Raw genomic sequence first — 9,052 nt, 5'->3', positions numbered from 1 at the left:
ACTCATTTATGAATATGCCAAGCAGGTTTTAGAAGATATAGATTCTAGCCAAAACACACTAAACACTAAGTTAGGAGCGGTTATTGCTTAAAATGGTGCCGAAAAGTGGAATAGTATTTATTTATGGTTGTAATATATCTCCTGAAAGTAAAGCAGAAAAAACATCGGAAATTTTGCCTGTCGAGTCAATCCAATTACCTCTACCAACTCCTTATTTTACGGAGGCAAAATTAATTGCTGTTGGAGATATTATGATGCACGGTATGCAAATTAAATCTGGTTATAATTCTCAAACTAAGAGTTATTCTTATAAGAGTTTTTTTACAGAAGTAAAGGATATTTTGTCTGCTGGTGATTGGGTAATTGGTAATCTAGAAACAACTTTAGCTGGTCCTAAATCTGGATATACAGGATATCCTTTATTTAATGCTCCAGCAACTTTAGCTGATGCTATTAAATGGGCAGGTTTTAATATTTTAACTACTGCTAATAATCATTCTTTGGATAGACGAGAAAAAGGTGTCTTGAAAACTTTAGAAAATCTGCGCGATCGCGACATTTATTCAGTGGGTACTGCAGCTTCTTTAGCTGAATCTCAAGACATTTTAATGGTAGAAAAAAATGAAATTTTGATGGCTTTTTTGGCTTACACTTACGGCACTAATGGTATTCCTATTCCTAAAGGGAAAGATTATCTAGTAAATTTAATTGACGAACAAAAAATTCTTCAAGATATTAGTAAAGCAAGACAACAAGGGGCAGATATTGTTACAGTTTCTCTACATTTTGGTGCAGAATATCAACGTCTACCTAATACTCAACAAAAACAGTTAGTGAAAAATTTGGTTAATGGGGGAGCGGATATTATTTTGGGTAGTCATCCTCATGTAGTTCAACCTTATAAAATATTTAGAATTGCTGAAGAAAATGGGGGAATTCGTCAGGCTGTTGCGATTTATTCTATGGGGAATTTTATTTCTAATCAAACGAGAAAATATACTGATTTAGGAGTGATTTTCCAAGTTAATATTCAGAAAAGTTTTCCAGAAGAAACGATTAATATTTCTGCCGTGGAAGCTTTGCCGACATGGGTACATCGTTATCGGAAAAATGGGAAATTAAATTTTCGGGTTTTGTCTTTAGANTATACTGATTTAGGAGTGATTTTCCAAGTTAATATTCAGAAAAGTTTTCCAGAAGAAACGATTAATATTTCTGCCGTGGAAGCTTTGCCGACATGGGTACATCGTTATCGGAAAAATGGGAAATTAAATTTTCGGGTTTTGTCTTTAGAGGAGGTTATTACTAATAAAAATGACCGTTTACTTAAGTCTAAGGATTATTTGTTATTGGAGAAATATTTAACTCAAATGAATAGTCATATAGCAGGGAAAAGAGAATAGGGAATTGATGTATAAGAATTGATTTTACTTTTGATATCAAATCCGGTAGTATCGGTATAAAAAAGCAGAGAAACCGGGTTTATTAAATATCCCACTACACTAACATCTACCTCCCATAAACCCGGTTTCTTATAACACTCGGAAGTAAGCGGATTTGATATGATTTGTCGAGATGTCTAATATTTCGGTGCGTTACACTTTCTTGCGGAATGCTGAACATTCATGTCGCGTAGCGCTAACGGAGTTGTGCGAAACAAAACGCATCCTAGTAGACTGACACAACTAATGGGTGTGCATCAGGGCGGGTTTATATAAATCTTAGAGTAAGCATTAAATTTCTAGTTAAAACCCGCCCCTACTATTGCACCATTTTAGCTGTGTCAGTCCACGACTGGCTATGCGATCGCTTCCTAGAATGAAATGCAAAAATCTCATCCTAATATTTCATCCACTTGAATATTAATACTTGGAAACCTTTGAAGAGATAAATTTTGACCCCGCTGTAATTTTTGCACTTGTTCATAACCACTCGCAATAGGTTGTCTATATACTTCCACACATTGGTTGTTAATATCTACCAACCAAACTTCAATAATATTATCTTCGCCATAGAGAGGAATTTTGACTTCCCGATCTAATTTAACAGTAGTATCTGCCACTTCCACTATGAGGAATATGTCTGTAGGTTGAGGATGTCCAGATTCGTAAAAATCTGCTTTCGGTGCCAACAAAGCTATATCCGGTTGTGGTTCGGAATAATCATCTAATTCAACTGGGTTTTGAACGCTTACTAAAACGCGATCGCCTAACCTTTGAGAAAATAGTTGATTTAAACGATTTACGCAAGCGGAATGGTGGCGGCCTACAGGGGACATTTGGAAAATTTCTCCTCGAATTAACTCTAAGCGCTCGTTTTCTTTGAGGATACCAACTTGAGGCATTTCGTTGTATTCTTTGACATTAAATTGTCGTTTCACCAATTCGAGTGACATGATAGATAATTGATAATTGATAATTGATAATTGATAATTAATCCCTAGAGTAGTGGACTGACACAGCTAATTTTGTGCAAAATTGTAGGGTGTGTTAGACGGCTTAAATTTAGACTATGAAAGGGATTTAGCAATCCGTCGTAACGCACCATTTTAGATGTGCCACTCCACTACTTGACTACTTGACTAACTTGGTAATTACTTTTCGAAACAGCATACAACCCAAGTATCTCCATGATTCCACTCACGACTCAATGTATTCGGCTTTGTATGCGAAGCGCCCCACGGCCACGCAAATTCCAGAAATTCATTACAACCCTTGTTCTTAGGTATATGTCCGCCGTGATTATTATCATTTGATACCCAAATGAAAGGGACTTGAGCACAACTTTGTTTAGGTTTTCCCACTGTCGGATTATCGGCAGCACAAATCTGTTCTCCAGTACGACGAAAATAGGAACGTGGTACATGAGCAGCGAATGCTCCATCTACAGATGAGCAATATTTATCAGCATCAGACTTTGTAACAATTGTTCTAACATTTTCAATAGCTTCTAGAGAATTTTTCTCTTTAGCTTCCTTTATTGCTTCCAGAGCTTTTTCCTGTGCTTTCTGTATTTCCTCAGGCTTAAGGCTTTTAACTTGTGCATTTAGTTGACCAAAAAAGAAAGCCAAAGTTACAATTCCAGTTAATAGTGTGACTAACCCCCCTAATTCAATTTTTCTCATAAAATCCACTATTTGTACCTCCAGCTAAATTTAATCCATAGCTTTTGTCTTTTAATTCTCTATTATATTATGTTCGAATAATTAACAATCAAAAAAGTTTTTGTTTGTAGTAAAGCTCTAGCCTTATCTACAGTTCTGTCTAGAGCTTTACTACAAGCTTTAATTATAACTATTCAACCGGACATAATATTAATTGTAACTTTTTTCAGCTTATAAATCAATTGTTGTTTTTGTTATAATTTCGGTGGGTTATAGTGTTGGGTTTATCCTACGGATAAGCTGCNAATGACCCTTAAAAAACAAGCCGAAAACCTCGGCGATGTTCGCGACGTAGATCTGGCCGTTGGTGAGCGCGTTCCAGGCATGCGGATCGGTTTCGCCCTCGACCTTCAGCGGCGTCACACCTTCCGTGGCAACGAGGACCTTCGCCTTGGTGCCGGAGTTTTCGATCAGGGTCTGCGACCAGGTCTCGAAGCCCAGACCGTTGACGAAGATCTTTTCGGATATCTTTTGGATAAGCTGCGCTTTTTCGTATAGGGAATGCTCCGCAAACATGTCGCGTAGCGTTTAATGTCGGCTCTTAGCCGAAAACGTTCCTCAACGCAACCTACAATATCTATAAATCATCCTTTTTACTTTCATCTTCAACTTTTAGATCGATTATTGTTGTAGGTATAACTTTAGGAATAGTTATGTCAGAGGATTCTAAAGTAGCTTGATTTGATGGTTTAACATAATTATTTTTAACTTGTTCAAGCCAATCAATAATTAAAATTTCTATTTCATCAAAGGTTTGTTTTTCCTGCAATTCTGATACTAATTTACTACTAAAATGTTCTACTAACTCTTGTCTAAGTTTAATACTTACTGCATCTGGTGGTGTTTGATAAGCTTTTTGCGGAGAAGTAGAAATTGTCCTTGATATTTGTACGACTAAATTATTAGCAATTTGATCTGGTAAGCGACGTAAAAAAGGTATTTTTTGTAAACGCCTATATATAGATAATTGCTGCATAGATTTTTCAACTTGATAATGCAAAAAATCTTCAATATCTGCATGAATCTCTGGGAGAACTTTACAAGCAGTTACTTCTAGTACACGGTTAATAATTTCCTGAATTTTTCCAGAATCATTTGTCTCTACATAAACTTTCTCTGACTTACTTTTTGATTCAAAAATAGCTTTTTTTAGAGAACCTTTGCTAATCTTATTCTGAAGCAGATCGATACCTCCACCAAGTACAACTTCAATTATTTCCTTACCAAAAATACCAATTAATTTGAACCGCATAGAAGTATTTAACNGGTTAATAATTTCCTGAATTTTTCCAGAATCATTTGTCTCTACATAAACTTTCTCTGACTTACTTTTTGATTCAAAAATAGCTTTTTTTAGAGAACCTTTGCTAATCTTATTCTGAAGCAGATCGATACCTCCACCAAGTACAACTTCAATTATTTCCTTACCAAAAATACCAATTAATTTGAACCGCATAGAAGTATTTAACTGAGTCATATTTGGTAATTGAACTTTATGTAAACGAATAAAAACAGTAATTATCCGCAGTTCTGGTATCCAAAGTTGTAGTAAAAAAAGATCATACCAACGCTGTTTAATAGCATCCAAAAAACTTATATTAGGACGACGACTAATTACTAAAATTCGTACAATAAACTCCATCCAAAATATAGCCATCCAAGGCAAATCTACCAGCCAAAATCTATCGACAAATTTTCCATTTGTATCTAAATTACGGAAGTAAAGGGACTGCATTAAAAACCGAATATTTCCATCAAAAAAATCTAACTCTTTTTCCCATGGAAATGTTTCGAGATGTTGACGACTCCAAAATATATTAAATGCTCGTTTTGATGATTTATCTGCCCACAAAATATCTGGTGCTAAATATTGGAGTAGGTTTAATGATTCTAAAAATTGGAGGGTGGGAGTTAAACTGACATTACTATCTGGAATCTGGCTATAAATATGTTCCTTCATCCGATATTTAATTTGAGTTAAAACTATAGTTTGATTAACTACCTGAAAATAATAATCTCTATCAATTAATTCGGTGCTACTATCACGCAAATTTTTCAGTAAAGGTTCTATTTTTGCTGCTTCTAAACCTTGTTTTTCCAGAATTATCCTCAGTTCATTAACTGTGATTAGATAATCTTGTGAATCTCGGAATGGCTCTATTCCTTTAATTAAATCATACCATATTTGAGGTTCATACAATAACATTAAAGGGCGAATTTGTTCATTGAAAAAATCTAATTGACTTTGCCAACCTTGTGCTTCTAAATAATCTTGTTGCCAGAATACTTGTACTGCTTGTGAAAAATTTTCTTTGCCGAGATGAGTAGTCAATCTTTGCTGAATTTTCTCTAAAGCACCATAGTCATCTATGACTCGAAATGGAGGGCGATTAATAAAAATTTGTACACTACTAAGGCGTAAATCTTCTAATAAATTTTCTATATTTGATGACTGTAAACCATTTTCTGTTAATTCTTCTTCTAGCTCATCGACTTTTTGCAGATATTTTTCTTGGGGAGTCTCAGAAAGTTTTTGTAAGTATAAATCTGCCTTCAGATACCAATCACGAAATTGTATATAGGTAACATCGAATATTACTACAATTACGTTGGCAAGAATTAGTAATGCCATAATTCGTTCACATAAAAATAATAAACGTGAACGGTAAGATTTAGGAGATTTTTGGGATAACATAGTTATGTAGTTTTGACTGCAAAATTTCCCACTGCTGAACCCCTAATTTAGATGATAAAATATTCAGAAGGCAGATAGGGGAGATATATAGCAATCCTATTTTATTTGTGTATAAAAATCTTACCGCTTTTAGGGAACAAGAAACAGGTGAAAGTTTCATATTTTTTTATTTGCTTTTTGATTACCCGCAACCTATTTAGGATTACTATACCTGATTCAATTCTTTAATTTGCCACTTGATTTAAAGGTTGTTTTAGGATTTATAACTGAGGTTTGACATCCTCCCGACGTTGCACTTGCGTGACAACGCGGGATTCCCATCCATCAAATAAATAAATATTAGAAAGTACAGCAAAAATGACAAACTAATCATTAAATCTTAGACTAAATTATCTAAGTAAAAAAAATCTGTTCTACTCAACTTAACTCAACGGATATTATAGAGGTATTAATATTATAGGATTTATCTATGCAAAATATGGTTTCTATAGCAATCCTAATTTTATTCCTTTCAAAAATCTTACTGCTTTTTAGGCAATAGGCAACAGGCAACAGGTGGAAGTTTCAGTTTTTTTATTTACTTTTTGATTTGTTACGACCTATTTAGGATTGCTATATGATAAATCCTTGGTTTGAAGAATAAATATCTAGGAAAAAACCAGATTTATATTTGTGGGTTCCCTTTGTTTAATAATTAATAATTACCTCTTCTTAATAAAGAGGAGGATTTGGTCAAAGGATTTTTTTCTTCTCTTGGTCGATTGGATATGGCGTTTCGCTGCGCGACATGAAAAGCGTTCGCGGCTCTGTTAAGAGCAGGAAACCCGCTCTTGCAGAGCCGCTCCGCTAACGCCATCCCACCCTACGGGAAGCTCCGCTTTTCATGTCGGCTCTTAGCCGAAACGACCGCTTTTTTCTCCATGAATGGAGAGGCTTTATACCTTAATTTTTTGGCAATTTCTGTATTTAGGAAAAAGTACAAAAAATAATTTTTNACCGCTTTTTTCTCCATGAATGGAGAGGCTTTATACCTTAATTTTTTGGCAATTTCTGTATTTAGGAAAAAGTACAAAAAATAATTTTTAGGGTGACTTTTACTTGATTCAGCTTATATAGATATCTGGCAAATGTACTGCGAAGTTTAAATTAGAAACATAAAATCGGTAGTGGTAAACAAGTAATGATTTTTCTAGTCTACCTTCTGACAATTAAAGGGATGTAGCAACTAATATCCTTACCCAATTATTAATAATTAATAATTAATAATTCTGGTTTAAAGCCTCCCCTTGGATAGGGGAAAAAAAGTGCTAGGATATTTCCTGATATTCAATCCTCTCGGTTTTAACCAGAAGTAATTATCAATTAATGAAATATTTAGGACTACCCATAAAATCTAAGTATAGCAAAGTTTCTGCTAGTGAGTATTATCTAATCTGCTTTTGATTTCCTCTTTTTGTCAGCAATCTGAAAGAACTATAGATTCCAAAAAGTGCCTAGAACTAGGTTTATAAATTGGCGATAAAAAAAGAATTAAGAGGTTTTATCCCATACCTAGTTCTAGCACCTAGTTAGAAATTAACTAGACCATTTGTAATGACTTAGCAGTAAATTCTAATCCCATCCAACTACCTCCATTATTACTAGAATAATTTGCTTTTTCAACTATATCTAGAACTAAACCAGCTTCCATTAATGGGAATGGTTCAGTATTTCCAGTCTTAATACAATCTAGTAAATTATCAATCACTCCATTAAACCAATTTGCATGACCAGGATCGTCAAAATATGTAGGTACAAAAATATGTTGAACTGGTTGATCTTTAACACTCAAAAATATATCATTATTCTCGATGCTAATTTCTCCTTCTGTGCCCTGAATTCTGTAATAAGCTTTTGGTATTGAGCCTAAAGAGCTTAAACTAATATTAATTAATTTGCCATCCCAATCTAAACAAAAAACAGCTAAATCTTCTAGTTGACTTTCTGCTTGATTGAGACTTCTAGTATGAGCAGATATGCGTTGGGGAGAACCACCAAATAGAGTTTGAGCAACAGAAATTGCATCTAAACCATGGTCAATCATAATACCTCCACCAGAGAGTTCTTTATTTTTTCGCCAGTCTGGTTGCCACTGAGGTACGCCACTTTGAAAACCTGCACCAAATATGTTAAAAGATGCAAATAAAGGTTGCCCTATTTCACCCGAATTAATTAAGTAAGCAGCATGAACTATTGCCGGAGCAAATTTATAATTATGACATGGATATAAAATACGTTTTTGTTGATTTGCTATTTCTACTAATTCATAATATTCAGCTTTATTTAAAACTAATGGTTTCTCACATAAGACGTGCTTATCTGCTGCTAATGCTCGTTTAACATTTTCCATATGAAAAGCATTAGGCAAGCAAATATCAATTATATCTATTTCATCAGAGTATTCCTCTAGTAAGTCATCGAATGTCTCATAAACTCGGATGTTTTGATATTGCCGTAGTGCTGCTGCACGTCTCGCTGTTACAGGATCTACTACTGCTGTGACATGAATATCAGAACGCTCTCTATAGGCTGGAATATGACCTTTTTCGGCACTGAATCCAAAACCAACAATGGCTACTTTCACAATCTAAAATCCTCTTACTATATAAGTTTTTAACATTTTTGTAACAAAAGTTATAACTTTTGTCAAGTCTTTTTTTTTAAGTCCACTCTTAAGTATTTTTATGATTTTATTTATACATAATTTTTGCCCAATTTAACTTAATAATTGAGTAATTATAGCTTAAGTAAGTAAAATATTCCTTTAAAAATAAATCAAGCCAGATTAAAATTATAATTTACAGTAATCACGGCCAGTCACTATATTTGTTGGGCAAGAGCTAAGAGTATAAATTTGATAAGCTAACAAAAATATTTTCAGGTCATCCTGAACCGAAGTTAAGGTAGATAATAAATTGCAGAGGGAATATAAGTAAGCCAACTAATTAATTAATCTGAAATGAACAATATACAAAAACTATTTAGAATCAGAATTGCCAGGAATTCCCAAATATACTTGCAAAATTTTTTTCTTAAATTCCATTACTGGCACTTTTCGGAATGATTTTTCTTCGATTTTAGATAATGTGGCAAATTATCAAGTAACGGTGAAGGAGTTGCCAGATAAAATTGTATTTTTGCATCAAGTACAACCT

Annotated in this window: 4 protein-coding genes and 2 pseudogenes; 2 read left to right on the top strand and 4 right to left on the bottom strand. The window is 34.0% G+C overall.

Going from position 1 to position 9,052, the window contains the following annotated elements; translation table 11 throughout:
* Window positions 1–92 precede the first annotated feature (92 nt).
* Window positions 93–1,144 (top strand): annotated as a pseudogene (locus tag AFK68_RS22355) (CapA family protein); the annotation flags it as partial.
* Window position 1,145: 1 nt separating this feature from the next.
* A pseudogene (locus tag AFK68_RS39530) lies at window positions 1,146–1,403 on the top strand (CapA family protein); the annotation flags it as partial.
* A gap of 431 nt (window positions 1,404–1,834) precedes the next feature.
* Here AFK68_RS39530 and AFK68_RS22350 read toward each other — a convergent pair.
* From AFK68_RS22350 to AFK68_RS22325, 4 genes are all read right to left on the bottom strand, one after another.
* The gene (locus AFK68_RS22350; protein ID WP_094675204.1) at window positions 1,835–2,395 is read right to left on the bottom strand and encodes a Uma2 family endonuclease; all 561 of its coding nucleotides are present in this window, start codon (window positions 2,393–2,395) and stop codon (window positions 1,835–1,837) included.
* 198 nt (window positions 2,396–2,593) lie between these two features.
* On the bottom strand, window positions 2,594–3,124 hold the full coding sequence (locus tag AFK68_RS22345) for a hypothetical protein (RefSeq protein ID WP_094675202.1): 531 nt from the start codon (window positions 3,122–3,124) through the stop codon (window positions 2,594–2,596).
* A gap of 284 nt (window positions 3,125–3,408) precedes the next feature.
* Window positions 3,409–3,679, bottom strand: a 271-nt coding sequence (locus AFK68_RS46095) for a metal ABC transporter solute-binding protein, Zn/Mn family (RefSeq protein ID WP_168186603.1), incomplete at its 3' end; no start/stop codon positions are given.
* Window positions 3,680–7,437: 3,758 nt separating this feature from the next.
* A complete protein-coding gene (locus tag AFK68_RS22325) occupies window positions 7,438–8,481 on the bottom strand; it encodes a Gfo/Idh/MocA family protein (protein ID WP_143438146.1) in 1,044 nt (347 codons plus the stop codon).
* Between the last annotated feature and the right edge of the window lie 571 nt (window positions 8,482–9,052).

Origin of the sequence: Hydrocoleum sp. CS-953 (assembly GCF_002260545.1) — a bacterium.
In the GTDB taxonomy this organism is placed as follows: domain Bacteria; phylum Cyanobacteriota; class Cyanobacteriia; order Cyanobacteriales; family Microcoleaceae; genus Trichodesmium.
This window is presented reverse-complemented; position numbering and strand designations above follow the sequence as displayed.